The 25,221-nt window shown below is 73.9% G+C and carries 19 protein-coding genes; 14 read left to right on the top strand and 5 right to left on the bottom strand.

Annotation, left to right across the window (positions count from 1 at the left end):
- Positions 1 to 142 precede the first annotated feature (142 nt).
- The 6 genes from FHS37_RS29985 to FHS37_RS29960 all read left to right on the top strand — a co-directional run bounded on the left by FHS37_RS29985 (position 143) and on the right by FHS37_RS29960 (position 9,468).
- Positions 143 to 910 carry a (2Fe-2S)-binding protein gene (locus FHS37_RS29985; protein ID WP_184826950.1) on the top strand — a complete coding sequence of 256 codons (768 nt, stop codon included), beginning with the start codon at positions 143 to 145 and terminating at the stop codon, positions 908 to 910.
- A 38-nt stretch (positions 911 to 948) separates the two neighbouring features.
- Positions 949 to 2,100 (top strand): glycogen synthase, encoded by a 1,152-nt coding sequence (gene glgA, locus FHS37_RS29980; RefSeq protein WP_184826948.1) that lies wholly within the window; start codon positions 949 to 951, stop codon positions 2,098 to 2,100.
- Positions 2,101 to 2,151: 51 nt separating this feature from the next.
- Positions 2,152 to 3,372, top strand: coding sequence for a glucose-1-phosphate adenylyltransferase (gene glgC, locus FHS37_RS29975; RefSeq protein WP_184826946.1), 1,221 nt, complete (start codon positions 2,152 to 2,154; stop codon positions 3,370 to 3,372).
- 199 nt (positions 3,373 to 3,571) lie between these two features.
- Positions 3,572 to 6,202 (top strand): PA14 domain-containing protein, encoded by a 2,631-nt coding sequence (locus FHS37_RS29970; protein ID WP_184826944.1) that lies wholly within the window; start codon positions 3,572 to 3,574, stop codon positions 6,200 to 6,202.
- A gap of 231 nt (positions 6,203 to 6,433) precedes the next feature.
- A complete protein-coding gene (locus FHS37_RS29965; protein ID WP_184826942.1) occupies positions 6,434 to 7,864 on the top strand; it encodes a wax ester/triacylglycerol synthase family O-acyltransferase in 1,431 nt (476 codons plus the stop codon).
- A 110-nt stretch (positions 7,865 to 7,974) separates the two neighbouring features.
- A complete protein-coding gene (locus FHS37_RS29960) occupies positions 7,975 to 9,468 on the top strand; it encodes an SDR family NAD(P)-dependent oxidoreductase (RefSeq protein WP_184826940.1) in 1,494 nt (497 codons plus the stop codon).
- A 27-nt stretch (positions 9,469 to 9,495) separates the two neighbouring features.
- Here the strand turns inward: FHS37_RS29960 and FHS37_RS29955 are convergent, their stop codons facing one another.
- Positions 9,496 to 9,945: a hypothetical protein gene (locus tag FHS37_RS29955; RefSeq protein ID WP_184827043.1), complete on the bottom strand. Its 450-nt coding sequence runs from the start codon at positions 9,943 to 9,945 to the stop codon at positions 9,496 to 9,498.
- A gap of 474 nt (positions 9,946 to 10,419) precedes the next feature.
- Between FHS37_RS29955 and FHS37_RS29950 the strand changes: the two genes are divergently transcribed.
- Together FHS37_RS29950 and FHS37_RS29945 are read left to right on the top strand one after the other, a co-directional pair.
- Positions 10,420 to 10,593 carry a hypothetical protein gene (locus FHS37_RS29950; RefSeq protein WP_184826938.1) on the top strand — a complete coding sequence of 58 codons (174 nt, stop codon included), beginning with the start codon at positions 10,420 to 10,422 and terminating at the stop codon, positions 10,591 to 10,593.
- Between the two features lie 53 nt (positions 10,594 to 10,646).
- Complete coding sequence (locus FHS37_RS29945) at positions 10,647 to 11,129, top strand: GNAT family N-acetyltransferase (RefSeq protein WP_184826936.1); 483 nt, start codon at positions 10,647 to 10,649, stop codon at positions 11,127 to 11,129.
- Between the two features lie 14 nt (positions 11,130 to 11,143).
- On the opposite strand, the gene FHS37_RS29940 is transcribed toward FHS37_RS29945, so the two are convergent.
- Together FHS37_RS29940 and FHS37_RS29935 are read right to left on the bottom strand one after the other, a co-directional pair.
- Positions 11,144 to 11,569, bottom strand: coding sequence for a VOC family protein (locus FHS37_RS29940; RefSeq protein WP_184827041.1), 426 nt, complete (start codon positions 11,567 to 11,569; stop codon positions 11,144 to 11,146).
- A 253-nt stretch (positions 11,570 to 11,822) separates the two neighbouring features.
- On the bottom strand, positions 11,823 to 13,166 hold the full coding sequence (locus tag FHS37_RS29935) for an amidase (protein ID WP_184826934.1): 1,344 nt from the start codon (positions 13,164 to 13,166) through the stop codon (positions 11,823 to 11,825).
- A 250-nt stretch (positions 13,167 to 13,416) separates the two neighbouring features.
- Between FHS37_RS29935 and FHS37_RS29930 the strand changes: the two genes are divergently transcribed.
- Entirely contained in the window at positions 13,417 to 16,437 is a 3,021-nt protein-coding gene (locus FHS37_RS29930) for an alpha-mannosidase (RefSeq protein WP_184826932.1), read from the top strand.
- Positions 16,438 to 16,447: 10 nt separating this feature from the next.
- On the opposite strand, the gene FHS37_RS29925 is transcribed toward FHS37_RS29930, so the two are convergent.
- Entirely contained in the window at positions 16,448 to 17,149 is a 702-nt protein-coding gene (locus tag FHS37_RS29925; protein WP_184826930.1) for a FadR/GntR family transcriptional regulator, read from the bottom strand.
- 155 nt (positions 17,150 to 17,304) lie between these two features.
- Here FHS37_RS29925 and FHS37_RS29920 point away from each other — a divergent pair, with 155 nt between their 5' ends.
- From FHS37_RS29920 to FHS37_RS29905, 4 genes are read left to right on the top strand one after another with little or no spacing between them, the layout of a single operon-like run.
- Positions 17,305 to 18,651 carry an enolase C-terminal domain-like protein gene (locus FHS37_RS29920; protein WP_229890084.1) on the top strand — a complete coding sequence of 449 codons (1,347 nt, stop codon included), beginning with the start codon at positions 17,305 to 17,307 and terminating at the stop codon, positions 18,649 to 18,651.
- Positions 18,648 to 19,412, top strand: coding sequence for an SDR family NAD(P)-dependent oxidoreductase (locus tag FHS37_RS29915; protein ID WP_184826926.1), 765 nt, complete (start codon positions 18,648 to 18,650; stop codon positions 19,410 to 19,412). Before FHS37_RS29920 ends, FHS37_RS29915 begins: the two co-directional genes overlap by 4 nt.
- Positions 19,409 to 20,401 carry an aldo/keto reductase gene (locus FHS37_RS29910; RefSeq protein WP_184826924.1) on the top strand — a complete coding sequence of 331 codons (993 nt, stop codon included), beginning with the start codon at positions 19,409 to 19,411 and terminating at the stop codon, positions 20,399 to 20,401. Before FHS37_RS29915 ends, FHS37_RS29910 begins: the two co-directional genes overlap by 4 nt.
- Positions 20,398 to 21,237, top strand: coding sequence for an amidohydrolase family protein (locus FHS37_RS29905; protein ID WP_184826922.1), 840 nt, complete (start codon positions 20,398 to 20,400; stop codon positions 21,235 to 21,237). Before FHS37_RS29910 ends, FHS37_RS29905 begins: the two co-directional genes overlap by 4 nt.
- On the opposite strand, the gene FHS37_RS29900 is transcribed toward FHS37_RS29905, so the two are convergent.
- Positions 21,225 to 22,646, bottom strand: a complete 1,422-nt coding sequence (locus tag FHS37_RS29900; protein ID WP_184826920.1) for a lipase maturation factor family protein — start codon at positions 22,644 to 22,646, stop codon at positions 21,225 to 21,227. The two genes, FHS37_RS29905 and FHS37_RS29900, sit on opposite strands and share 13 nt — an antisense overlap.
- 267 nt (positions 22,647 to 22,913) lie before the next feature.
- On the opposite strand from FHS37_RS29900, the gene FHS37_RS29895 reads away from it, so the two are divergent.
- Complete coding sequence (locus tag FHS37_RS29895; RefSeq protein ID WP_184826918.1) at positions 22,914 to 25,028, top strand: SpoIIE family protein phosphatase; 2,115 nt, start codon at positions 22,914 to 22,916, stop codon at positions 25,026 to 25,028.
- The last annotated feature ends 193 nt before the right edge of the window (positions 25,029 to 25,221 follow it).

Raw genomic sequence — 25,221 nt, 5'->3', positions numbered from 1 at the left:
CACGATGCCGTCCCGGGCTGTTCCCGTCGTCGTCCCTGAGCACTCAATGAGTCCTACTGCCGATGGAGTACGGCGACGGCCCCGTCATCCCCAGGGTGGGTGCGCCGAGGCGGCGGGCCCCTGATGGCTTCCCCTAGGGGACTTGGTACTACTGCACTTCGTGGACCTCGACCCTCGTCTCGACCCCCGTCTCGCCGCTCTCCGCCCGCTCGGCGGATTCTTCGTCCTGCGCGCGGCCGGGACAGCCGACCGGCCCCTGCCCACCCTCGCACAGGCATACGGCCCGGTGCGCCCGGATGTTCACGACGACCCCCTGGACGCCCGTGTCCGCAGGGTCGCCCACGCCCTGCGCACCCCCGAGGCGCGGGTCGCGGCATCCGTCGCCCAGCAGGGACTCGCCGCCCGCCTCTGGTCGGTCGCGCTCGGCTGCGCCGCACTCCACGGCTCGGTCCCGGACCTCGCTCCGGGCCTGCTGCGCTGGGACCCCGACGGCAGCGCCCCCGACGACCTGTGGCTGACCGAGGTGCGGCCGCGCGGGGCGGACGCCACGACGATCGCGGACCTGGTGCTGCACGGCCACCTCGAGCCCCTCGCCGTCGCCCTGCGCTCCCGCCACCGCCTCGCGCCCGGTCTGCTGCGCGGCAACGCCGCCTCCGCGCTCGCGGGCGCCGCCCGGGAACTGGACCGCTGGGGACGCGGCCACGGCCGTACGGACGTCGGCGCCCGGGCCGTCGGCCTGGCCGCCGAACTCCTTACGCACCCCCTGCTCGCCGGCGCCGGGACCCTCACCGGCACCGCGTTCCGGCGCCGCAGCTGCTGCCTGTACTACCGGGTCCCCGGCGGGGGCGTCTGCGGCGACTGCTGCTTCCCGCGACCGCCCCGCTCTTCCCCACGCGCCCCGTCTGGGTGACCATGAGGGGGACGTCCGCTCAGACAGGGGGTTCACGGGTGCGAGTGGGACTGCTGACCCGGGAGTACCCCCCGGACGTGTACGGCGGCGCGGGGGTCCACGTGGAGTTCCTCGCCCGGGAGCTGAGGCCCCTGGTGGACCTGGAGGTGCACTGCTGGGGCGAGGGCCGCGCGGACGGGGTGCTGCGCCACCGGCCCTGGACCGCGCTCGACGGCGCCAACGACGCGCTGCGCACCTTCTCCGTGGACCTCGCCATGGCCGCCGCCCTGCGGGACCGCGAACTCGTCCACTCCCACACCTGGTACGCCAACCTCGGCGGCCACCTCGCCAAGCTGCTGCACGGCGTCCCGCACGTGGTGACCGCCCACTCCCTGGAGCCGCTGCGCCCCTGGAAGGCCGAGCAGCTCGGCGGCGGCTACGCCCTGTCGAGCTGGGCCGAGCGCACCGCCGTGGAGGCCGCCGACGCGGTGATCGCCGTGTCCGGTGCCATGCGCGAGGACATCCTCGGCTGCTACCCGGCCCTCGACCCGGGCCGGGTGCACGTCGTGCACAACGGCATCGACACCGCCCTGTACCGCCCCGACACCGGCACCGGGGCCCTGGACCGGATCGGCCTGGACCGCTCCCGCCCCTACGTGCTGTTCGTCGGCCGGATCACCCGGCAGAAGGGGGTGCCCCAGCTGCTGCGGGCGGTGCGCGGCATCGACCCGGCCGCGCAGGTCGTGCTGTGCGCCGGGGCCCCGGACACGCCGGAGATCGACCGGGAGTTCCGCGAGCTGTACGAGGAGCTGAGCCGGGTCCGCGAGGGGGTGCACTGGATCCCGCAGATGCTGCCGCGCCCGGAGGTGATCCAGCTGCTGACGCATGCCGCCGTGTTCGCGTGCCCCTCGGTGTACGAGCCGCTCGGCATCGTCAACCTGGAGGCCATGGCGTGCGGCACCGCGGTGGTCGCCTCCCGCGTCGGCGGCATCCCGGAGGTCGTGGCGGACGGCTCGACGGGGGTGCTCGTGGACGCGGACGACGACTTCGAGGAAGGCCTCGCGCGGGCTCTCGACTCGGTCCTCGGCGACCCGGCCACGGCGCGGCGGATGGGCGAGGCGGGGCGGGAACGCGCGGTCGCGGAGTTCGGCTGGGACGCGGTGGCCCGGCGCACGGTCCTCCTCTACGAGGAGATCCTCGAACAGGCTTAGTCCCGCCCGTCCGGGGCAGTCTTGGGGAAATTCGGCGTGAGGGGAGCGGCCATGCGTCGTGGGGGTCCTTCGGTCCTGGGAATCGTGCTGGCGGGCGGCGAGGGCAAGCGCCTGATGCCCCTCACGGCGGACCGTGCCAAACCGGCGGTCACCTTCGGCGGCACGTACCGCCTGGTCGACTTCGTCCTGTCCAACCTCGTCAACGGCGACATCCTGCGCATCTGCGTGCTCACGCAGTACAAGTCGCACTCGCTGGACCGGCACGTCACCACCACCTGGCGGATGTCCAGCCTGCTCGGCAACTACGTCACGCCGGTCCCCGCCCAACAGCGCCTCGGCCCGCGCTGGTACCTGGGCAGCGCCGACGCGATCCTGCAGTCGCTGAACCTGATCCACGACGAACAGCCGGAGTACGTGGCGGTGTTCGGCGCCGACCACGTGTACCGCATGGACCCGCGCCAGATGCTGGCCCAGCACATCGAGAGCGGCGCCGGGGTCACGGTGGCCGGGATCCGGGTGCCGCGCTCGGAGTCCTCCGCCTTCGGCGTGATCACACCGGGTTCGGACGGGCAGACCGTGGAGCGCTTCCTGGAGAAGCCCACCGACCCGCCCGGACTCGCCGACGACCCCGAGTGCGTGTTCGCCTCCATGGGCAACTACCTCTTCACCACCAAGGCCCTCGTCGAGGCGCTCCAGCGGGACGCCGAGGACGGGAACTCGGTGCACGACATGGGCGGTTCGATCCTGCCCCAGCTCACCGACCGGGGCGAGGCCGCGCTGTACGACTTCAGCGCCAACCACGTGCCCGGCGAGACCAGCCGGGACCAGGGCTACTGGCGGGACGTGGGCACGCTGGACGCGTACTATGACGCGCACATGGACCTGATCGCCGAGCGTCCCGCCTTCAACCTCTACAACCGGCAGTGGCCCATCTACACGCACTCCGGACAGCTCTCCCCGGCCCGCTTCAACGCCGGCGGCATGGCGAGCGAGTCCATCATCAGCGCCGGCTGTCTGATCCGGGGCCAGGTCACGCGGTCGGTGCTGTCGCCGGGCGTGGTGGTCGACCCGGGGGCCGTGGTGCAGGGTTCGGTGCTGCACGACAACGTCCACGTCGGGCGGGGCGCGGTGGTGCGCGGGGCGGTGCTCGACAAGAACGTCGAGGTGCCGCCGGGCGCGACGATCGGCGTCAACCCGGAACGGGACGCGGAGCTGTACACGGTGTCCAAGGGCGGGGTGATCGCCCTGGGGAAGGGACAGCGGGTGCCGTAACCGTACGGCTGAGGGGCCCCGGGCGGTCGTCGTGACCACCGGGGCCTTTGTCATGTCCCTGGACGAGTGACGGAATCCGTGCTGTTATGACAAGTACTGTTCATGACAACGTTGTGCGGGCACATCCACCGCACACAACAGAACACGGGACGCACGTCAGTCAGCGAGAGCCGTCACCTTCCTCACCGACGGAGGATCCGTGCGCATCAGACGACTCAGAGACCGTTTCACGCTTCTGCTGGCCGCCGCGCTGGGAGTCACCGGACTCACCGCGGCCGGTCCGGCGGCGACCGCGGCGGAGGACGACCCGGTGGAGATCCACGGACTGAAGGGCGAGTACTACACCCAGTCCGCCCCCGGCGCCTTCGACTTCCACGAGCTCAGGACCACCGCCTTCGACCCGCACCTCGACTTCGACAACCTGGAGCCGCGCCTGAACGTCACCACCGGCCGGTCGGACGACGTCAGCGTCCGCTGGACCGGGAAGATCGTCCCGGAGAGGACCGGCGCCCACACCTTCTCGATCATCGGCGACAACGGCTTCCGCCTGTGGGTCGACGGCCGGCTCGCCATCGACCACTGGGTCGACGACTGGGACCGCGAACAGACCGCCGCGCCGATCGAGCTGACCGCCGGCCGGGCCCACGACATCAAGGTCGAGTACTTCGAGCACTACGGCGGCTCCAACCTCCACCTGCGCTGGACGGAACCCGGCGGGACCAAGGAACCCGTTCCGCAGTCGGCGTTCCGCCTCCCGGACGGCTTCGACTACGACGGCGCCCTCGCCGCCACCGTCCTCGCCTCCGGGCGCACCCTGAAGCTCGACTTCCCCCGGCCGCTCGCCACGCCCCCGGCCGGTCTCACCGACCACATCGACGCGGTGATCGGCGGCGCCGAGTGGCCCCTGAAGTCGGCGGAGCCGGACCCGGCCGACCCCAGGGCGCTGCTCGTCACGCTCGCCGAACCCGTCGTGGGCAACAGGACCGGCACCGCCCGCGGCACCGCCGACGTCCGCTACGACGGACGGGGCGGCCTGACCGCCGCCGGCGGCGACCCCGTGGACGCCTTCCTGAGCAGCGGCCCCAACCGCTCCACCCACGAACTGCGCACCCGGTGGGCCGACGAGGTGGGCCCGGACAACGCCCTCCCCGAGTACCCGCGCCCGCAGCTCACCCGCGAGAAGTGGCGCAACCTCAACGGCCGCTGGCAGTTCGCCGCCGCCGAGGAGGGCGAGCGGCCGCCCGTCGGCAAGACGCTGAAGGAGCGCATCCTCGTCCCCTACCCGGTGGAGTCCCGGCTCTCCGGGATCCAGCGGCACGAGGACCGCATGTGGTACCGCCGCACCTTCACCGTCCCCCGCGACTGGCGCATCGGCTCCGACCGGCGGCTGCGGCTGAACTTCGGCGCCGTCGACTGGCGCTCCGAGGTGTACGTCAACGGCACGAGGGTCGCCGCGCACGAGGGCGGCTACGACAAGTTCAGCGCCGACGTCACCGACGCCCTGAGGCCCGGCCGCACCCAGGAGCTCATCGTCGGCGTGTACGACCCCACCGACGCGGCGAACGGCGAGAACCCGCCGCTCGGCAAGCAGCGGCTGGACCCCAGCGGCATCTGGTACACGCCCAGCTCCGGCATCTGGCAGACGGTCTGGATGGAGCCGGTCGCCCGCGACCACGTCGACTCGCTCAAGCTGATCCCCGACGTCCCGGGCGAGCGGCTCACCGTGGAGGCGAAGGGCGTCCGGGACGGCGTACCGATCACGGCCACCGCGTACGACGGGCGGCGCGAGGTCGCCAAGGCCTCCGGCCGCACCGGCGGACCGCTGACCCTGGAGATCGAGGACCCGCACCTGTGGTCGCCCGACGACCCGTTCCTGTACCGGCTGAAGGTCACCGTCGGCGCCGACCGCGTCGGCAGCTACTTCGGGATGCGCTCCATCGCCGTCGAGCGGATCGACGGCGTGCCGCGCACGGTCCTCAACGGCGAGCCCGTCTTCCTGATGGCCACCCTCGACCAGGGCTTCTGGCCGGACGGCCTGCACACCGCGCCCACCGACGCGGCCCTCGCGTACGACCTGCGCATGCACAAGGAGCTCGGCTTCAACTCCGTGCGCAAGCACATCAAGGTCGAGCCGGACCGCTGGTTCTACTGGGCCGACCGGCTGGGGCTCCTGGTGTGGCAGGACATGCCGTCCATGACGGCCGGGGTGAACCCGAGCCCCGAGGCCCGCGCCCGCTACGAGCGCGAGATGAAGCAGATGATCGACGAGCACGTCAGCAGCCCGTCGATCGTCATGTGGGTCACCTTCAACGAGGGCTGGGGCCAGTACGACGTCGGCCGGATCGCCGAGCAGGCCAAGGCCTGGGACCCCACCCGCCTGGTCAACAACCAGTCGGGGCTCAACCTCGGCGCCGACGGGGGCGCCGGCGACATCATGGACGAGCACGGCTATCCCAGCCCGGCCCTCCCGCCCCGGCCGGACGGGAAGCGCGCCCTGGTCAGCGGCGAGTACGGCGGCCTCGGCCTCGCGGTGCCCGGACACGCCTGGCCGGTCCAGCAGTCGTACGTCGACGTCGACCCGGCGACCTACACCGACGACTACCTCACCAAGCTCGACGAGGTGCGCGCGCTGATGTGCCGGGGCGGCAACGGCGCCGTCTACACCCAGATCGCGGACGTCGAGGGCGAGCTGAACGGTCTGCTCACCTACGACCGGCGCGTCGTGAAGCCGGACGTGGCCCGGGTGAAGGCCGCGCACGAGGCCCTGATCCGGGACGCGTCCCGGGCGCGGCCCGCGGGCTGTCCGGCCGCGGAGGGCACCGCACGATGAGCGGCCCCCCCGGCGGCCCGCGCCCGTACGGGTGGCGTATGTCACCCGTGGAGGTGCCGACCGCGACGCTGTGACCCCGTCAGTCCCATGAGTCCCGCCCCTCCCGCCGTCCCGGTGGGAGGGGCGCAGTCGTAATCTGCTATTAACTATGCGTAGCCGGATCGTACTTGACCGTAATCGGCCGGGGCGGTTGACTGCTGGTCCGTCCCGTCGTCGATGCGAGGCAAGCCCTTGAACGCAGACCACCTGCTCGCACCCCTCGATCTGGCGTTCTGGAACATCGAGTCCGCCGATCACCCGATGCACCTCGCGGCGCTCGGCGTCTTCGCGGCCCGTTCCCCCGCCGCCGGCGCCCACGCGGCCGATCTGCTGGCCGCACGGGCCGCCGCCGTGCCCGGCCTGCGCATGCGGATCCGGGACGTGTGGCAGCCGCCCGCCCTGCGGCGGTCACTGGGGGCGCTGACCCGGCCGTGGCCGGCCGTCGGCCGGCCGCCGGCCTCCGCGCTGCGGGAACCGTTCGCCTCGGCCGTGCGCCGGTCGCTCGCCTTCGGCGGCGCCGCCCGCGAACCCGACCCCCGCTTCGACCCGCTGGACCACGTCCGGCTGCACGCCCCGGCCGCCGACTTCCACGCCGCGGCCGGCCGGCTCATGGAGCGCCCGCTGGAGCGCACCCGGCCGCCGTGGGAGGCCCATGTGCTGCCGGGGGAGGACGGCGTCTCCTTCGCCGTGCTGTTCAAGTTCCACCACGCCCTCGCCGACGGGCTGCGCGCGCTGACCCTCGCCGCCGCGCTGATGGATCCCATGGACCTGCCCACGCCGCGGCCCCGCCCGGACGAACCCCCGCGCGGACTGCTCCCGGACGTGCGCAGGGTGCCCGAGCTCGTCCGCGGCGCCCTGTCGGACGCGGGCCGGGCCCTGGACATCGGCGCCTCCGTCGCCCTCTCCACCCTCGACGTGCGCTCCTCACCCGCGCTCACCTGCCGGCCCAGCGGCACCCGCCGCACCGCCGGGGTGGTCGCCGACCTCGACGACGTGCACCGGATCCGCAAGAGCGTCGGCGGCACCGTCAACGACGTCCTGATCGCGGTCGTCGCCGGCGCCCTGCGCCGCTGGCTCGACGAACGCGGCGACGGCAGCGAGGGCGTCGCGCCCCGGGCCCTCATCCCCGTGTCCCGGCGCCGGCCGCGCACCGCCCACCCGCAGGGCAACCGGCTCTCCGGCTACTTGATGCGGCTCCCCGTCGGCGAGCACGACCCGCTCGTCCGCCTCGGCCTGGTCCGCTCCGCCATGGACCGCAACAAGGACGCGGGACCGAACCGCGGCGCGGGCGCGGTCGCCCTGCTCGCCGACCACGTGCCGCCGCTCGGCCACCGGCTCGGCGGACCCCTGGTCGGCCGGGCCGCCCGCCTCTGGTTCGACGTGCTGGTCACCAGCGTGCCGCTGCCCGGCTTCGGCCTGAGGCTCGGCGGCGACCCGCTCGGCGCGGTCTTCCCGCTCGCGCCGCTGGCTCCCGGGCACTCCCTGGCGGTCGCCGTCTCCACCTACCGGGGACGCGTCCACTACGGCCTGGTCGCCGACGGCACGGCGGTCCCGGACCTCGACCGGCTCGCCCGGGCCGTCTCCGAGGAGGTGGAGACGCTGATCGCGGCCTGTGATCCCTGACCGCCGCACGGCCCGGGTTTGGTGCCGGGGCCCGGCGCTCCGTAAAATCCCCCGTTCGAAAGCGGGCGCGAACGGAGCGCCGGGACGGCACACCAGGAGCGGCAGCGGCGATGACGGTGACAGAGGACGGCCCCCGGGCCACGGACGCGGTGGCACACGGGCCCGGCATCGACCCGGAGCGGCTCGCCGTCTGCCTCAGCGTGCTCGAGGAACTCGACAAGCTCGACGTCGACCACCCGGACGCGATCCTGGTCCGCCGGGCCACCTCGCACATCTACCGCTCCGTCAAGCAGCGCCGCCGCCAGGAGCGCCGGGCCGCCAAGACCGCCCACGACCGCGCGGTCACCGAGGCCACCGCCACCGGCTCCGCCGAGCGCATCGACGACGAGACGGAGGGCATCCTGCCGTCCTCCCGGGTCGAACCCGGCCGGATCGCGGGGATACTCCAGCGCCCGCGCTCCTGCTACGTCTGCAAGACCCGCTACGTCGAGGTCGACTACTTCTACCACCAGCTCTGCCAGAAGTGCGCCGCCGAGAACCGGGCCCGGCGCGACGCCCGCACCGACCTCACCGGCAAGCGGGCCCTGCTCACCGGCGGCCGTGCCAAGATCGGCATGTACATCGCGCTGCGGCTGCTGCGCGACGGCGCCCACACCACGATCACCACGCGCTTCCCCAAGGACGCCATCCGCCGCTTCAAGGCCATGGACGACGCCGCGGACTGGATCCACCGTCTGGAGGTCGTCGGCATCGACCTGCGCGACCCGGCACAGGCCGTCGCGCTGGCCGACCAGGTCGCCGAGCAGGGCCCGCTCGACATCCTGATCAACAACGCCACCCAGACCGTACGCCGCCTGCCGTCCGCGTACGCCGCGCTCGTCGAGGGCGAGAGCGCTCCCCTGCCGGCCGGTGAGCTGCCCGCCCACCACGTCATCGGAGCCTTCAACTCCGGCGCGGTCGACGGACTGGCCGCGCTGCCCGTCGGCGCCAGCGGACTCGACGCGCAGAAGGTGGCCGACCTCGCCCTGGTCGCGGGCAACGCCAGCGTGGTCCGGCACCGTGAGGGCACCGCCATCGACGCGGGCGGCCTGCTCCCCGACGTCGTCGACACCAACACCTGGGTGCAGACCATCGAGCAGATCTCCCCGGTGGAGCTGCTGGAGACCCAGCTGTGCAACTACACGGCGCCGTTCATCCTGATCAGCAAGTTGCGGCCGGCGATGGCCGAGGCCGCGCGCCGGGCGTCGGCCGGGCGCGCCTACGTCGTCAACGTCTCCGCGATGGAGGGCGTGTTCGCCCGCGGCTACAAGGGCGCGGGCCACCCCAACACCAACGCGGCCAAGGCGGCCATGAACATGGTGACGCGGACCAGTGCGCAGGAGATGTTCGACACCGACCGCATCCTGATGACCTCGGTCGACACCGGCTGGATCACCGACGAGCGCCCCCACTTCGACAAGCTGCGCCTCGCCGAGGCCGGCTTCCACGCCCCGCTCGACCTGGTCGACGGCGCGGCCCGCGTCTACGACCCCATCGTGCGCGGCGAGGCGGGCGAGGACCTGTACGGCGTCTTCCTGAAGGACTACGCGCCCGGCAAGTGGTGACGACGGCGGACGCGGTCCGGAGGCTCGTCAGTCGACCGCGCCCAGCCGCGCGTTGCGCGCCGCCAGCAGCTCCAGCACGGTGCGCCAGTCCTCCAGGACCCCGGCGTCGAAGCAGACGGTGCGGGCCTCCTCGTCCGCCGCGCGCAGGGTGAGCAGGTCGTCGTCGGCGGGGAGGTCGCTCCGGGGGTGGCGGCGGACCAGACCGGCGACCCGCTCGCCGAGCAGGGCCCGTACCGCGTCCGCCGCACGGTCGGCGCGTCCCGCCGGTTCGCCCGGCCACAGCAGCCGGCCGACGGGCCGCACCAGGCCCGCCACCTGGAGCTCCTTGTCCGCGGGCCGGCCGCGGCGCAGCAGCGCGGCGGTCCGCAGCGCGTGGTCGTGGGCGTCCACCGGAGCGCCGCCCCGGCCCGGTGCCTCCCGGGTGCCCCGGCACGCGTACAGCAGGTCCATCAGCTCCTCGACGGTGCGCAGCTCCATGCGCCGGTCCTCCCGGGGGACAGCCGTTGTCGTGCGGCAGCAGACCATGGTGAGCTTGCGCGTCGGCCAACGGGACCTGAACTTCGTCATGACCACGCGGTCTTCTCGAAAACGTCGACGCCGTGTAGTCCGAATGAGTGACCGGAGCTGAGCGTGCCGATCGCTAAATAACGGCATATGGAGGGGCGTTGAGCGCTGCTCGACGCATGATTGTCACCCCCGGTCCCGAGCCCCATCGAGCGGAGGGCCGCTCATTTGGTTACCCTGATGCGGACGGACAGCAGCAAAGGGTCCTACCCACACCCACGGTCCGTCATGGGACAAGCCGCTTCACAACGGCCTGCTCTCCCTCGAGTTACCGGCGCCACCGCGTCCGAACCGCTTTCGACCCAGGCCCGGGCGGACGTCGGGCGCACGGCGCGGCAGGACCGGCGCGGCACGTCCCTAGGGTGACCGACACATAAGGAGTGCGCGGTGACACCGGAGAAGACGAATCGCGAGCAGCGCCCCAAGGAACGCCCGGAGCGCGCGGGCCGACGGCCCGGGGAACTCGGCAGCCTGGACGTGTGGGCCCGGTCGGCCCCGATCCGCCTCGCGGGCTACGAGGACGACCTCGCCGAGCCCCACATCCTCCCCAGCGTCGACTGACGTCCGCCGCCCCTTCGCGATCTCCGGCCGCCCGGCGTGCCAGACTCGCACCCATGCTGATCAGGGAAGCGACCCCGGACGACTGGCCGCGCATCTGGCCGTTCTGGCACCGCATCGTCGCCGCCGGCGAGACCTACGCGTGGGACCCGGGCACCTCCGAGGAGGGCGCCCGGGCCCTGTGGATGAACCCGGCGAAACAGGTCTACGTCGTCGAGGACGACACCGGAGCCGTCGTGGCCTCCGCCTACCTCACCCCCAACTACGGCGGTCCGGCCGCCCGGATCGCCAACGCCGGCTTCATGGTCGATCCCGACCGCGCCGGGCGGGGCACCGGCCGGGCCCTCGCCGAGCACGTCCTGGCCGAGGCCCGGGCGGCCGGCTACCGGGGCATGGTGTTCAACGCCGTCGTCGAGACCAACCCGGCCGTGAAGCTGTGGACGTCCCTGGGGTTCGAGATCCTCGGGACGGTCCCCGAGGCGTACGAGCACCCCCGGCACGGCCGGGTCGGGCTGCACATCATGTACCGGGCGCTGTGACCGGGGCCCCGTCCCTACGGCCGGACGCGGGGACGGGTCATGATCTCCATGGTGTGGCCGTCCGGATCGTCGAAGTAGGCGCCGCGACCGCCGAACAGGTCGTTGACCCGGCCGGGCCCGGTGTGGCCGGGATCGGCGTAGTAGGTGACCCCGACCGCCTCCAGGCGGGCGATCATCGCGTCGAACCGCTCCTCGGGCACGAGGAACGCGTAGTGCTGCGGCTGGATCGGTTCGTCGCGCTTCTCGTAGCAGTCGAGCGTCACGCCGTTGCCGAGGCCGATGGGCAGGAACGGCCCGAACGGGGCGCCGACCCGCAGGCCCAGGACCGCGGCGAGGAACTCCGCCGACAGCCGCCGGTCGTGGGCGTGGACGACCGTGTGGTCCAACTGGACGGCCGTGGCGGGCGGTTCGGTCGTGCAGGAGTGCTGTGCTTCGGGCAGGGCCGGATTCGTCTCCGGGTGTCGTCTCCGTCGGGAACGCCGCGCGGGGGGCGCGGCGGAAGGAACGCGGAGAAGAGGGCGGAGCGCGTGCCCTTTCCGGCGCCCGGCTCCGTCCGGGCGGGGAGCACCCCGCCGGCCTCACACCGAGGCCGGGAGCGCCTTACGTGTACGGCCCATGACCGACCCGGCAGTCACCCGGCCGACCCCGGACGCCGGCCGAGGACCACGGCAACGTCGTTCTCCGGCCGGACCGCTACTCCAGGGGCGCGGTCCGCCGCCACGGGTGCCGCTGTTCCAACTGCCCGGCGACCTCCAGCAGATCGGCCTCGGACCCCGGACGGCCCACCAGCTGCACCGCGCAGGGCGCGCCGGACGGCAGGGTGCCGAACGGAACGGACATCGCGGGCCAGCCCGTCAGGTTCCAGGGCGGGGTCAGCGGCGAGTACGCCGAGTTGGCGGCCACGTTCCACAGCCAGCCCCGCTCGTGCCAGGGCGCGGCCTTGGGGGAGCGGCGGGCCAGCGCCGGGGTGAGCAGGACGTCGTACTCGGCGAAGAACGGCTCCAGCCGCCGCCTCAGCCGCTCCCGGCCGGTACCGGAGCGCACGGTGTGCTCGCAGCGCCGGCCGATCGCCGCGTGCACCCGGGTGCGCCGCGTCAGCAGGCGGGCGTCGACACCGCGTGCGTCCACGGCCGTTCCCGCCGTCCAGTGGGCCAGCGCGGTCGCGCCCAGCGACACCGGATACGGCGGATCGGCCCGCCGCACCTGGTGCCCCGCCTTCATCAGCACCCCGGCGGCCTCCCGGACGGCCGCCGTGTACGGCCGGGTCACGGTGACGCCGGCCAGCGGGCTGCGCAGGGACACGGCGATCCTGCGGGTGCCGGTTCCGGGACGGGGCGCGGTCCCGGTTCCGGCGAGGACCGCGAGCATCAGCCGGGCGTCCTCGACCGTCGTGGCGAGCGGCCCGTTCTCCGACATCCCGAACCAGTCGCCGTCCCCGATCCCCGCGGGCACGACCTCGCGGCCCGGTTTGATGGTGACCAGGCCGCAGTTGGCGGCCGGTATGCGCAGCGAGCCCATCCCGTCGTTGCCGAGGGCGATCGGCACCATCCCGGCGGCGACGGCCGCCGCGCTGCCCCCGGACGAACCGCCCGCGGTGCGCGCCGGGTCCCAGGGATTGCGCGCGGTGCCGTGGACGCCCTCGGTGGTGCCGAAGACGCACAGCTCCGGCACGTTCGTCAGCCCCACGACCACCGCGCCCGCCGCCCGCAGCCGGGCCACCGTCTCGTGGTCCCGCTCGGCCGGTGCGTCCGGGGTCGCGGCGGACCCGACGCGCATGCTCTCACCGCGCACGGCGAGGTTGTCCTTGACGGCCACGGGCACTCCGGCCAGGGGCAGTTCGTCCAGACCGGCGCGCGCGGCCACCTCGTCGGCCTCGGCGAGCGCGGCCCCGGCCCGTACCGTGCGGAAGGCCCCGACACGTCCGTCGAGCCGCTCGATCCGCGCGAGATGCTCCGCGACCACCTCCCGCGGCGTGACCCGCTTCTCCCGTACGGCGGCGGCGATCTCGACGGCGGTCCGGCCGACCCAACTGGTCACCTTCGGCTCCTCGTGGCGAGGGGACAGGACAGTGCGTACCGGCGAGTACGCAGGGAGAACTGTGCCCTGGCCGGGGCCGCGCGTCGAGAGCCCGTGCACCGGCCCGGACCGGGGGAGGCCGGACGTGGTTCGAACCGCGCGCGGCGGGGGAGCTGTACACCACGTCCGGACCCGTGACCCCGCGCCCACCTGTGACCACCGCCCTGAGCGGCCGACCCGCCCGCACCCGCCACCGCTACGGAGCACCCGCATGCATGACGACCGCACCCTGGTCGAAGCCCGCCTCAGGCGTGTCCTCGACGAGCGCGTCCGCCCCGCCGTGTACCCCGAGTCCGTCCCCCTCGAGGTCGCGGTGTGGCACGCCCCCGGAGAACCCGTCCCGGTCGCCGAGGGCCTCGCGGCCGAGCCCGAGCCCGTCGAGGTGGGCACCCGCTGGGGCGCCCCCTGGGGCACCAGCTGGTTCCGGGTCACCGGGACCGTCCCCGAGGCGTGGGCCGGGAGGACCGTCGAGGCGGTCCTCGACCTCGGCTTCGACGAGAACATGCCCGGGTTCCAGTGCGAGGGCCTGGTCTACCGGCCGGACGGCACCCCGGTGAAGGGCCTGAACCCGCGCAACCAGTGGGTGCGGATCGCCGCCCCCGCCGAGGGCGGCGAGGAGGTGCGCCTGCACATCGAGGCCGCCTCCAACCCCGTCATCCTCGGCCACCACCCCTTCCGGCCCACACCGCTCGGCGACAAGGACACCGCCGGCGGCGAACCGCAGTACACGCTCGCCCGGATGGACCTCGCCGTCCTCGACGAGCACGTCTGGCAGCTGGTGATCGACCTGGAGGTGCTCGGCGAGCTGATGGCCGAGCTGCCGGTGGAGTCGCCGCGCCGCTGGGAGATCCTGCGCGCGGTGGAGCGGGCCCTCGACGCGATCGACCTCCAGGACGTCAACGGAACGGCGCAGCAAGCCCGTTCACAGCTCACCGGCGCCCTCGCCGCGCCTGCCGTGCCCTCCGCCCACCGCATCAGCGCCGTCGGACACGCGCACATCGACTCGGCGTGGCTGTGGCCGCTGCGCGAGACCGTGCGCAAGGTCGCCCGCACGACGGCCAACATGACCGCGCTGCTCGACGACGCGCCGGAGTTCGTCTTCGCCATGTCGCAGGCCCAGCAGTGGGCGTGGGTGAAGGAGCACCGGCCCGAGGTGTGGGCCCGGGTCAAGAAGGCCGTGGCCGACGGGCGGTTCGTGCCGGCCGGCGGCATGTGGGTGGAGTCGGACACCAACATGCCCGGCTCGGAGGCGATGGCCCGGCAGTTCGTGCACGGGAAGCGGTTCTTCCTCGACGAGTTCGGCGTCGAGAACGAAGAGGCGTGGCTCCCGGACACCTTCGGCTTCGCCGCCGGACTGCCCCAGATCATCAGGGCGGCGGGCTCCAGGTACCTGCTGACGCAGAAGATCTCCTGGTCGCGGACGAACAGGTTCCCGCACCACACCTTCCGGTGGGAGGGCATCGACGGCACCCGGATCTTCACCCACTTCCCGCCCGTCGACACCTACAACTGCTCGATGAGGGGCGGCGAGATCGCCCACGCGGTCCGCAACTTCCAGGACAAGGGCGTCGCCCGGCGCTCGCTGGCGCCCACCGGCTGGGGTGACGGGGGCGGCGGCACCACCCGGGAGATGGTCGCCAAGGCGGCCCGGCTGCGGGACCTCGAGGGCTCGGCGACCGTGACCTGGGAGACGCCGGCCGCGTTCTTCGCGAAGGCCGAGGCCGAGTACCCCGAACCACCCGTCTGGGTCGGCGAGCTCTACCTCGAACTGCACCGCGCCACCCTCACCAGCCAGGCGAGGACCAAGCAGGGCAACCGGCGCGCCGAGCACCTCCTGCGCGAGGCCGAACTGTGGGCGGCCACGGCGGCCGTGCGGACCGGCTTCCCCTACCCCTACGGGGAGCTGGACCGGATCTGGAAGACGGTGCTGCTGCACCAGTTCCACGACATCCTGCCCGGCTCCTCCATCGCCTGGGTGCACCGCGAGGCCCGCGCGACCTACGACCGGATCGCCGGCGAGCTGAACGGCATCGTCGGGGCCGCCCAGCGCGCCCTGGCCGGCGAGGGCGCCGTCCCGCTCCTCTTCAACGCCGCCCCGCACCCCCGCGCGGGCGTCCCGGCGGGCGGTGCGCGCACCCCCGCGGAACAGGGGCGCGCGGAGCTGTCGGACCGTGCCGGCGGCGGGTACGTCCTGGCCAACGGGATCCTGCGGGTCGAGATCGACGCCCGCGGCCTGGTGGTCTCCGCCCACGACATCGAGGCCGACCGGGAGGCCATCGCCCCCGGGCAGGCCGGCAACCTCCTCCAACTGCACCCGGACTTCCCGAACATGTGGGACGCCTGGGACGTCGACGCGTTCTACCGCAACACGGTCACCGACCTGACCGACGCGGACGAGGTCGCCGCCGGGGCGGACGGCGCGTCGGTGCGGATCGTGCGCTCCTTCGGCGCCTCCCGGGTCACCCAGGCGCTGTCGCTCGCGCCGGGGGAGCGGCGGCTCGTGGTGGACACCGAGGTCGACTGGCACGAGACGGAGAAGTTCCTCAAACTCGCCTTCCCGCTCGACCTGCACGCCGAACGGTACGCGTCCGAGACCCAGTTCGGGCACGTCCACCGGCCCACGCACACCAACACCTCGTGGGAGGCGGCCAGGTTCGAGGCGTGCAACCACCGCTTCGTCCACCTGGAGGAACCGGGCTGGGGCGTCGCGGTCGTCAACGACTCGACGTACGGCCACGACGTGACCCGCACCGTCCGCACCGACGGCGACCGCGGGACGACCACCACCGTCCGGGTCTCCCTCCTGCGCGCCCCGCGCTTCCCCGACCCCGAGACCGACCAGGGCGTGCACCGCTTCCGGCACGCGCTGGTGCCCGGCGCGGGGATCGGCGACGCGGTGCGCGAGGGCTGGCGGATCAACCTGCCCCAGCGACGGCTCACCGGTGCCGGCGAGGTCGCCCCGCTGGTGACGGTCGACCGGGAGGCCGTGGTGGTCACGGCGGTCAAGCTGGCCGACGACGGCAGCGGCGACGTCGTCGTCCGCTTCCACGAGGCCCACGGGGGCCGTGCCCGCGCCACGCTCACCACCGGGTTCGCGGCCACGGACGTCCAGGTGACCGACCTGCTGGAACGCCCGCTGGCGGACCCGGCGCCACCGGCCCTCGACGGCGACCGGATCTCCGTACGGCTGCGTCCCTTCGAGCTGATGACGCTGCGGCTGAAGCGGGCCTGACGCCCGCCCGTCACGCCCCCGGCCGTGTGCGCAGCCACTCCTCCACCGCGCCCACGTGCGCGGCCGCCGCCGCCCGTGCCGCCTCCGGGTCGCGGGCGGCCAGGGCGCGGTGGATCGCGGCGTGCTCGCGCCGGGTGCGGTCGAGGGCGCCCTCCTCCTGGTGGCCGCGCCGGACCCGGGCCCGGAAGGTGCGCGAGGACAGGCCCTCCAGGATCGCGGCCATCGCCTCGTTGCCCGCCGCGGCGGCGATCTCGCGGTGGAACGCCAGGTCGTGGGCGAGGATCTCCTCCGGGTCGTCGGTGGCGTCCATCGCCGCCAGGTGCCTCGCGACCTCGGCCAGCCGCTCCGGCGTGATCCGCGCGGCGGCCAGCGCGGTCGCCGCCGACTCCAGGACGCGGCGCACCTCCAGCAGTTCCACCAGGCGCGGCCCGCGCGACAGACAGGCCACGACCCCGAAGGTCTCCAGCAGGTCCCCGGCCTCCAGCCGGGTGACGTAGACGCCCGAGCCGTGCCGGGCCTCCAGCACGCCCAGCACCGTGAGCGCGCGGATCGCCTCCCGCATCGAGCTGCGGGAGATGCCCAGTCGCGCGGCCAGGTCCCGCTCGGTGGGCAGCCGCTGGCCGGGCTCCAGCAGGCCCTCGCGGACCATCGCCGTGACCCGCTCGATGGCGCGCTGCGTCACCGTGCCCTTCCGCGGGGCCGTCTCCTCCACGCCACTCCTCCACTCACCGGATGCGCCGCAGTCTAACGACGGAAGTGGTCGGACCACTGTGGAGCGCATTCGGGGAAATCCCCGTCCGACGGGTGTTCTTCTCATCGAGTGGTCTGATAAGTATGCGGTCACCGTCACCCGGCGAAAGGCCCTCCGTGCCCCCGCACCCCGTCCGCGTCACCGCCGTCGACACGTACGACGTCCGCTTCCCCACCTCGCGCGGACTCGACGGGTCCGACGCGATGAACCCCGATCCCGACTACTCGGCCGCCTACGTCGTCCTGCGCACCGACGCCGCCGACGGCCACGAGGGGCACGGGTTCGCGTTCACCATCGGGCGGGGCAACGACGTCCAGGTCGCCGCCATCGAGGCGCTCCGCGGCCACCTGGTCGGACGGTCCGCCGACGAGCTGTGCGCCGACCCCTCCGTCCTGAACCGCGACCTGGTCGGCGACAGCCAGCTGCGCTGGCTCGGGCCCGAGAAGGGCGTGATGCACATGGCGATCGGCGCGGTCGTCAACGCCCTGTGGGACCTGGCCGCCAAACGCGCGGACAAGCCGCTGTGGCGGCTGCTCGCCGAGGCCGACCCCGCGTGGCTCGTCCGCCAGGTCGACTTCCGCTACCTCACCGACGCCCTCACCCCCGAGGAGGCCCTGGCCCTCCTGCGCCGCGGCCGGGAGGGCGCCGGGGAGCGCACGGCCCGGCTGCTGGAGCACGGCTACCCCGCGTACACCACCTCGCCCGGCTGGCTCGGCTACGACGACGACAAACTGGCCCGGCTCGCCGCGCGGGCGGTCGCCGACGGCTTCCGGCAGATCAAGCTCAAGGTCGGGGCCGACCTGGAGGACGACGTCCGGCGCTGCCGGGTCGCCCGCGCGGCCGTCGGACCCCACGTGCGCATCGCGCTCGACGCCAACCAGCGCTGGGACGTGGCCGAGGCGATCCGCTGGACCGGGGCGCTCGCCGCGTTCGACCCGTACTGGATCGAGGAACCCACCAGCCCCGACGACGTCCTCGGCCACGCGGCCGTCCGCCGGGCCGTCGCCCCGGTGCGGGTGGCCACCGGCGAGCACGTGCAGAACCGGGTCGTCTTCAAGCAGCTCCTCCAGGCCGGCGCCCTCGACGTCGTCCAGATCGACGCGGCCCGCGTCGGCGGCGTCCCCGAGAACCTGGCCGTCCTGCTGCTCGCCGCCAAGTTCGGCGTACCGGTGTGCCCGCACGCCGGCGGGGTCGGCCTGTGCGAGCTCGTCCAGCACCTGTCGATGTTCGACTACGTGGCCCTGACCGGCACCACCGAGGACCGCGTCATCGAGTACGTCGACCACCTGCACGACCACTTCCTCGACCCCGTGGTGATCCGCGACGGCCGCTACACGGCCCCGCGCGCACCGGGCTTCTCGGCCGCCATGCGACCGGAGTCCCTCGCCCGGTTCACCTACCCCGACGGCGCCTTCTGGGCCGCCGACCCGGACACGCAGAAGGAGAAGGAGCAGGCGGCATGAGCGACTTCGAGGGCCTGACGGCCCTGGTCACCGGCGGAGCCTCCGGCATCGGCCGGGCCGCGGCGGACCTCCTGGCGGAGCGCGGCGCCCGGGTGGCCGTCCTCGACCTGGACCCCTCGTCCGTCGGCGCGCCCCTCACCGGGTACCGCGCCGACGTCTCCGACGACGCCTCGGTGCGCGCGGCGGTGGCCGCCGCCGTGGACGGCCTCGGGGGCCACGGCGTCCTCGACGTACTGGTCAACAACGCCGGCGTCGGCGCGCGGGGCACCGTGGAGACCAACTCCGACGACGAATGGCACCGCGTCTTCGACGTCAACGTCCTCGGCATGGTCCGCACCGCCCGCGCCTGCCTTCCGCACCTGCGCGCCTCCGCGCACGCGGCGATCGTCAACACCTGCTCCGTCGCCGCCACCGCCGGCCTGCCGCAGCGGGCCCTGTACAGCGCCACCAAGGGCGCCGTGTACTCCCTCACCCTCGCCATGGCCGCCGACCACGTCCACGAGGGCATCCGCGTCACCTGCGTCAACCCGGGCACGGTCGACACCCCCTGGGTCGGCCGGCTGCTCGACGCGGCCGACGACCCGGCCGCCGAACGCGCCGCCCTCGAGGCCCGCCAGCCCACCGGCCGCCTGGTCTCGGCCGCCGAGGTCGCCGGTGCCATCGCCTACCTCGCGAGCCCCCTGTCCGGCGCCACCACCGGCACCGCCCTCGCGGTCGACGGCGGCATGCAGGGCCTGCGGCCGCGCCCGGCGGGCCGGTGAACCGGCGGCGGCTCGGCCGCAGCGGCGTCGAGGTCACCGGCCTGGCCTTCGGCAGCTCCGGGATCGGCAACCTGTACTCCGAGGTCGGCGAGGAGGAGGCGCACGAGGCGGTGCGGGCCGCCTGGCGGCGCGGCATCCGCTACTTCGACACCGCCCCGCACTACGGCATCGGCCTGGCCGAACGCCGCCTCGGCGCGGCCCTGCGCGAGCACCCGCGCGAGCGGTACACCGTGTCCACCAAGGTGGGCCGCCGCCTCGAACCCGCCCGTACCGGCGGCGACGACCTCGCCCACGGCTTCGCCGTGCCCGCCACCCACCGCCGGGTCTGGGACTTCAGCGCCGACGGCGTACGGCGCACCCTGGAGGCGAGCCTGGAACGCCTCGGCCTGGACCGCGTCGACGTCGTCTACCTCCACGATCCCGACGACCACGCCGAACAGGCCTTCCGGGAGGGTTACCCGGCCCTGGAGGAGCTCCGCTCCCAGGGCGTCGTCGGGGCGATCGGCGCCGGCATGAACCAGACCGCGATGCTCACCCGCTTCGTCCGCGACACCGACGTCGACGTCGTCCTGTGCGCCGGCCGCCACACCCTGCTCGACCAGAGCGCCCTGACCGCGCTGTTGCCCGCCGCCCGGGAACACGGCACGTCCGTCGTCGTCGGCGGCGCCTTCAACTCCGGTCTGCTCGCGGACCCCCGGCCGGGCGCCACGTACGACTACGCGCCCGCCCCCGCCGCGCTGCTGGACCGCGCCCTGCGCATCGGGGAAGCCGCCGCACGCCACGGCACCACCCTGCGCGCCGCCGCCCTGGCCTTCTGCGCCGCCCACCCGGCGGTCGCGAGCGTGCTGGTCGGCGCCCGCTCGGCGGCCGAGGTCCACGACTGCGCCGACCAGTTCGCCACCCCGGTGCCCGCCGCCTTCTGGCAGGAGCTGCGCGACACCGGCCTGCTGCCGCCCGACGCCCCCGTCCCCGCCGAGGAGCCGCCGTGACCGTCGACGCGCACCACCACGTCTGGGACCTGTCCGTCCGCGACCAGGACTGGATCACCGGCCCCGGACTCCGGCCCCTGCGCCGGAACTTCACCCCGGCCGACCTCGCGTCCGAGGCGAGGGCGGCCGGGGTCGAACGCACCGTCCTCGTCCAGACGGTCACCGTCCCGGAGGAGACCCCGGAGCTCCTGGCCCTCGCCGACGCGCACGAGCTGATCGCCGGCGTCGTCGGCTGGACGGACCTCACCCGCCCCGACGTCACGGACGAACTGGCCCGGCTGCGCGCACTGCCCGGCGGACGGTGTCTGAAGGGCATCCGCCACCAGGTCCAGGGGGAGCCCGACCCCGAGTGGCTGCTGCGACCGGACGTACGGCGCGGGCTCGCCGCCGTGGCCGACGCGGGGCTCGTGTACGACCTGGTGGTGCGGCCGCACCAGCTTCCGGCGTGCGTCCGGGCGGCCGCGGCACTGCCGCGGCTCACCTTCGTCCTCGACCACGCGGGCAAGCCCCCCGTCGCCTCGGGCACGCTCGAACCCTGGGCGTCCGGCGTCCGCGCCCTGGCCGCCCTGCCCAACACGGTGTGCAAGCTCTCCGGCCTGGTCACCGAGGCCGACCCGGCCTCCTGGCGCACCGACGACCTGCGCCCGTACGCCGACGTCGTGCTGGACGCCTTCGGACCCGGCCGGCTGATGTTCGGCTCGGACTGGCCGGTGTGCACCCTGGCGGCGGCGTACGGCGACGTCCTCGCCACCGCGCGGGCGCTGACCCGGGACCTCGGCGACACCGGGCGCCGACAGTTCTTCGCGACCACCGCCACCCGCGTCTACGGCCTCTGAGCCGCCTGGGCCAGCCGGGTCGGCGGCAGGAACTCCCGCACGTACGTCCGCTCCCAGCACGCGCCCGTCTCCCGCAGCTCCCGCCAGGTCGTGTACCGGTAGCGGAACAGGCGGGCGCGGACGTACCGGGGCGGCGCGTCCGGCGGGAAGGGGGAGCGGCGCAGCAGTCTCAGCGTGTCGCGGTCGTTCTCCAGCAGGCGCTCCACCAGCGCGCCGAACCACGGCCCGGCGTACGCGGGCGACAGCGCGGCGAACCACATCAGCCAGTCGAGCCGCAGGTGGTACGGGGCGAACTGGCGCGGCCAGCGCCGCGGATCGCCCGGCTTGCCCTTGAACTCGTACTCCCGCCAGTCGCCGTCCTCCCGGGCCGTCTCGTCCGCCGTGCCCTCGATCACCACCTCGTACCGGACCCGGCTGACGCTGCCGAACGCCCCGTAGGTGTTGACCAGGTGCAGCGGGTCGAAGGAGCGGTTCATCACCTGGCGGCGGGAGAGCATGTTGCGCACCGGCCGGTACGAGAGGCCGAGCAGCAGCGCGGACACCGCGAGGACGACCACCACGTACCACAGCGGCGCGCCGGGCACGTCCGGCGGATCGGCCGGGAACGCGATCGCCGACAGGGCCAGCACGATCGTGATCCAGTTCAGCCAGGCGAAGTTGCCCGACAGCACCAGCCACAGCTGGGTGACGATCATCAGCGCGGCGGCGGCCGTGGCGACCGGCTGCGGCGCGAACAGCAGGAACGGCACGACGAGCTGGGTGACGTGGTTCGCGGCCACCTCCACCCGGTGCAGCGGCTTCGGCAGGTGGTGGAAGAACCAGCTCAGCGGCCCCGGCATCGGCTGCGTCTCGTGATGGTGGTCCAGGCAGGTCAGCTTCCGCCAGCACGCGTCGCCGCGCATCTTGATCAGCCCCGCGCCGAACTCGACGCGGAACAGGATCCACCGCAGCAGGAACAGCACCACGACCGGCGGGCCCACCTCGTCGTTGCCGAGGAGGACGGCGAGGAAGCCGACCTCCAGCAGCAGCGACTCCCAGCCGAACGAGTACCAGGTCTGCCCGACGTTGACGATCGACAGGTACAGCGCCCACGGCACCAGCCACAGCAGCATCCCGCCCCACAGCGGAAGCAACGAGTCCAGCCCCGCGAGCAGCGCCGCCGACACCGCACAGCCGGCCCACGCGCACAGCGCGAAGAACCGGTCCGAGTAGTGCAGGTGGAACAGGCTCGGCGACCGGCGCGCCGGCACCCGCGCCGTGAAGCGCGGCACCGGCAGCATGCCGCGCTCCCCGATCAGCGCACGGAACTGCAGCGCCGCCGCCAGGAACGCGACCAGGTACAGCCCGGCCAGCGACCGCTGGAAGACCAGCCGGGCCAGCCAGTAGTCGGACGCGACGAACCACTCCACGGCACTGCGCTCCTTCCTCCATTGTCCCCCCGGACCCTCCGCGGACCCCGTGACCCTCCGTATACCACCGTGCGGCCCGTGCGACCCGCGTGGAGGAAGCGCGCAGAAGTGGCGCAGGAGTCGCACAGATCCCCGAAGGCCGTGACGGCGGGCCGCATCCTCGGAAGCCTCCGCGACGTCTTCCCTCACGGACGGCGGCCGTGCCGGGCACCCCGCTCTTTCGGCGCAGCGGTCGAGGAATCGGACGAATCCTGGCAAGGTGGGCCCATGGCTGATCGGGGAGCGAGCGCCCTGTCACTCCCGGACGACTGGCCGGACCACCCGGATCCGATCCTGGCGCTCAACCGCATGGGGAGCTTCGACTGGGACCTGGACACCGGGGTGATGCAGATGGACGCCCAGGCGCACGAGATCTTCGACGTGCGCCCCGACGAGTACGACGACCGCCCCGAGAGCCTGGGGAAGCGGGTGCCGCCGGGCGAGGCCCGGCGTCTGGACACCGCCGTGTCGCAGGCGCTGAAGGACGGCAGCGAGAACTACGGCGCCTACTTCCGGGTCCGCTGCCGCGACGGCTCCCTGCGCTGGACCCACACCCAGGGCTACATCCGCCGTGACGAGACCGGACGGCCCCGCCGCATCATCGGCATCGTCCGGGACGCCACCCGGGAACTCGGCGACAGCGAGGCCAGGCGCGAGCAGGCCGCCCAGGCGGACGCCCGCCGCCGGCAGACGAACGTCGTCCAGCTCACCACCGCCGCCCTCGCCCACGCCCGTACCGTGCAGGACGTCATCGACGTCCTCAAGGACACCCACGGGCTCACCCACCTGGGTGCCACCAGCCTGGTCATGGGCCTGGTCGAGGCCGGCCGGATCCGGCTCGTCGCGGACGGACCCGAAGGCAGCCACGTGCCGGGCACCGAGATCACCCGGATCGACGAGCCGTACCCGATGAGCGAGGCGGTGCGCACCCTCAGCCCGCGCTTCATCGAGTCCCCGGAGGAGTTCGCCGAGCACTACCCGCAGCTGTGGCAGGGCATCACCGGGCTGAACATCACCTCCGCGGCCTACCTGCCGCTCATCGTCCAGGCCCGCCCCATCGGCGGCGTGGGCCTGCTCTACAGCGACCGGCGCGGCTTCTCCGCCGAGGAGCGCAACATCCTGGTCGCCCTGGGCAGCAGCATCGCCCAGAGCCTGCAGCGCGCGATGTTCTACGAGCAGGAGATGGACCTCGCCCGGGGCCTGCAGCAGGCCATGCTGCCGCGCACCATACCCAGCGTGCCCGGCGCCGACGTCGCCGTGCGCTACCGGGCCGCCACCATCGGCGGCTCCGTCGGCCGGGACATCGGCGGTGACTGGTACGACCTGATCCCGCTGCCCGGGGGCACCCCCTCCGGGGGAGGCCGGGTCGGCGCCGTCATCGGCGACGTCCAGGGCCACGACACCCACGCCGCCGCCGTCATGGGGCAGCTGCGCATCGTGCTGCGCGCCTACGCCGCCGAGGGGCACCCGCCGGCCACCGTGATGGCCCGTGCCTCCGTCTTCCTGCACGAGCTCGACACCGACCGCTCCGCGACCTGCCTCTACGCCGAGGCCGACCTGTCCACCGGAGTGCTCCAGGTGGTCCGGGCCGGCCACATCGACCCGCTGGTACGGCGCACCGACGGCTCCTGCCACCGCGTCTCCGTCCCCGGCGGGCTGCCGCTCGGCCTGTCCGCCGAGTTCGGGCAGCTCGACTACCCGGTCGCCACCATGGAGCTCGACCCCGGCGACACCCTGCTGCTGTGCACCGACGGGCTGGTCGAGCAGCCCGGCGCCGACCTCGACGACGGCATGGAGACCCTCGCCGCGCTCATCACCGCCGGCCCCGGCGACGTGCGCGAGCTCGCCGACCGGCTCATCGACGTGGCCGAGGAACGCCGCGGCGACGACGACGTGGCCCTGCTCCTGCTGCGCCGCCGCGCCCTGGACAGCCCGCGCTCCGGCGGCCGGCTCCAGCAGCACGTGGCGCCCGGTGACCCCGAGGCCCTCTCCGAGGCCCGGCGCATGATCCGTACGGCGGTCGGCTCCTGGGGCGCGCAGGACCGCGCCGACGAGGTCGAACTGGTCGCCGACGAGATGATCACCAACGCCCTGATGCACACCGAGGGCGCCGCGGTCGTCACCCTCAGGGCCCTCACCGGCAGCGAGCGGAGGCTGCGCGTGGAGGTCGAGGACTCCTCCAGCGCCCTGCCGCGCCGCCGCGAGGCGGGGGAGTCGGGCGTCTCCGGCCGGGGCCTGCTCCTGGTCGAGACGCTCACGGACGTGTGGGGAGTGGAGGCGCGCGGCGGCGGCAAGTGCGTGTGGTGCGAGTTCGTCGTCGCCGAGGAGCCCGACCCGGCCTGACCGGGGTGGCCCGCCCCGCCCGGGCGGGGGCCCGTCACGCCGCGCGCGGTGTCAGGGGACCGGCGCGGGCTGCGGTCCGGCGACGGGCCCGGAAGCGGCACGCGGCGTACGCCGCGGCCGGCCCCGCGGGGGTCGCGGGCGCCGCCCGGCCCGCCCCGGATCCGCCGTCGGGCCACGGGACGTCCCGGCCGCC

The sequence above is a fragment of the Streptomyces griseomycini genome, assembly GCF_014203535.1.
GTDB lineage: Bacteria > Actinomycetota > Actinomycetes > Streptomycetales > Streptomycetaceae > Streptomyces > Streptomyces griseomycini.
This window is presented reverse-complemented; position numbering and strand designations above follow the sequence as displayed.